Annotated in this window: 3 protein-coding genes; 2 read left to right on the top strand and 1 reads right to left on the bottom strand. The window is 58.1% G+C overall.

The annotated features are described in order from the left end of the window. The coding region (locus ACH2EH_RS01895) for a hypothetical protein (RefSeq protein ID WP_395138315.1) at positions 1-470 on the top strand (470 nt) is incomplete at its 5' end. Between the two features lie 23 nt (positions 471-493). Here ACH2EH_RS01895 and ACH2EH_RS01890 read toward each other — a convergent pair. After that, complete coding sequence (locus ACH2EH_RS01890) at positions 494-1,426, bottom strand: Rpn family recombination-promoting nuclease/putative transposase (protein WP_395138312.1); 933 nt, start codon at positions 1,424-1,426, stop codon at positions 494-496. Positions 1,427-1,471: 45 nt separating this feature from the next. Here ACH2EH_RS01890 and ACH2EH_RS01885 point away from each other — a divergent pair. Beyond that, positions 1,472-2,370, top strand: an 899-nt coding sequence (locus ACH2EH_RS01885; protein ID WP_395138310.1) for an RHS repeat-associated core domain-containing protein, incomplete at its 3' end; no start/stop codon positions are given.

Genomic DNA, 2,370 nt, shown 5'->3' with positions numbered 1-2,370 from the left:
TCTACGCCTACGATATCCGGCTCCATGCGGCGCAGGTCTTCACACGCACCATAAAAGAGCACCGGGGGCAGGCGATTGTAGTGGATACCCTGACCATTGATCACCGGGACCAGCCCCTGGATCGCGCGATGCGCGGCGAACTGGCAACGGCACTCGGACGGGTTCTGGGTGGGGTCGAGACAGCCGACGATCTTCTAACGCGCCGCCGTCGTCCGGAGCCGTCGCTAGGAACGGTGAAGAACCTGCGGCTGGAGCTCACGGAGGATAGCCTGACGCTTCTGGATGTCGTGGTGCCCCGTGGCCCCGGCGCGATCCACGCGCTTCTGCGCACGATCACCGCGCAGGGCTGGAACATCCACGCCGCCCGCCTCTCCACCTGGGCCGGACTCATCCGCTGCGCCCTCTACCTCTCCGAGGCCACTCCTGGCACCGGCGGCGATCTCAAGGCGGCATTGACCCCAGCGGTGTGAATGAGGAGCCCGCCTTGTGGGCTCTACTCCGCGAGCAGCTCCTGCCAGGATTCCGCCTCTGGCAAGCGATCCGCCAGCACTTCCAGCCGCGCCAAGTCCGACGCTTCGAGAGCCGCTTCTACCGCACTACCAGGAGCACCCAGACGCTTCGTTCCCCAGCGCAGAATCAGGCTACGCGCCTCCGCAGCACGGCCACGTTCCATGCCCTGCTCAATGCCTTTTTCTTCGCCTAGTTCTATCCACTCATTCGTAAGTGTCATCATTGTATCTAGCTCCTCTCGGGGCAGAAGCCCCACTTCGCGCTGGAGTTCCACCAGCTCGGGTTTCGTCATCTGTAAGTACGTTCGCACAAAGCCCGCGATAAGCTGAGAACGAGCCGGGTCAAGCCGAAGTGTGGCAATCAGCCGCAGGCACTGCACTTTCACCTTCACCCGGTCACGCCTGGCAATCTGCATCTTGGACATCAGCGCCGTCGCCACCGGGTTGGGCGTGCTGACATAGTCGCGCCACTTCAGGCGGTTAAGCTGGATCACGCGGAACTGGAAGCGGCTCACCACAAAGCCCGGAAACGCAATCTCATGCTTGCCCGGCTGAAGTCGCCTTGGCTTATCAAACGAGTAGATCACCACCGGATAGATCGGCAGATCGAACTTCTCGTAGAAGCGAGCGAAGTAGCCAAACATGCGCTTCGGAAAGCCGCTCTGGGGCGTGGACTGGTTCTCCACGATCAGCAGAAAGTACGCCTCTTTGCCCTGGAAGCGAGCCTTGACGATAATATCGGACTCGTAGCGCTTGCCCTGCGTGACATCGGTGAAGACCTCTTTGTCTAGAAACTCAATGCTGTCAGGATCAAGGTAGGCTGCCACGTCGGGCAGAAACCCCTGGACAAACTCGATAAAGAACGTCGTGAGTAGCTCCTTGAAAAGCCTGTCGTGGTCTATCGCTTGCTCGTCCATCTGGTTCGTATTGTATCGCTTTCTGGGGTAGGATACCGTCAGCTCATGTCTCCCTCGCGCTGGCTCTCGCTACTTCTGGCCTGGACACTTCTGCTCCACAGCCTCGCCCCCGCGCTCGCCTCGCCACGCCCCCTCCGTGCCAATACGCCGACTCAGAGCACCGCGCATGCTCTGAGTGAGAACCGCACCCACCATCAGTATCTGGTGGACACGAGCCAGCCGTACGCCGAGGTGATCCAGGAGCGTGCGTGGGCTAGCAATGTGTCGGGCACGCAGGTGGGCATCGCGCAGATCTACCGTTACGACATCGGGCTGGATCGCCTGCACTACTTCAAGTACCAGATGCCCATCAACGGCCCCCCGTCGATGACTCCGGTTCTGAGCGAGTGGCTACTCTTTGATGGCCTTGGCAGCACGCGGATGCTGGTGGGCGACTCTGGCTCTGTGGTGGATGAGTTCGGCTACAACGATGCCTTCGGGATTCCGTATCGGGTGACGACTTCGGGCCGTTCTGTCGCCGGGCCGGGCTTCTTCCTGAATGGTCAACAATGGGACGGGGGTAGTAGCTGGGGTGGTGCGGGTACGATTTGGAGCGGTTCGACTGCCTTCAATAGTGGCGAGGGGCTGTATTTCAACCGTGCCAGGTATTACAAGCCGGGAGTTGGAAGGTTTATAGGCGAAGATCCACAACTAGGTGATGAATATGAGCCAGTAACTTTACATAGATATATATATGCAGGGCATGACTCTGTTAATTATTCAGATCCAAGTGGGGAAAATTTTGATTTAGGTAGCATGCTTACTAGTATGGCTACTTGGGCAACACTAAATCCTGAATTAGCATCTACTGCTATAGTATTTTTAGGATCAATAACGGCTGCTGTTTTTGGACAAAGCGAACTCGCCGATTCAATTGCGAATTCGATTCCTATTGGTGCTTTCGG

The sequence above is a fragment of the Armatimonas sp. genome (assembly GCF_043760365.1).
GTDB lineage: Bacteria > Armatimonadota > Armatimonadia > Armatimonadales > Armatimonadaceae > Armatimonas.
Note: the sequence above shows the minus strand (reverse complement) of the source record. Positions and strands in the feature narration are given on the sequence as shown.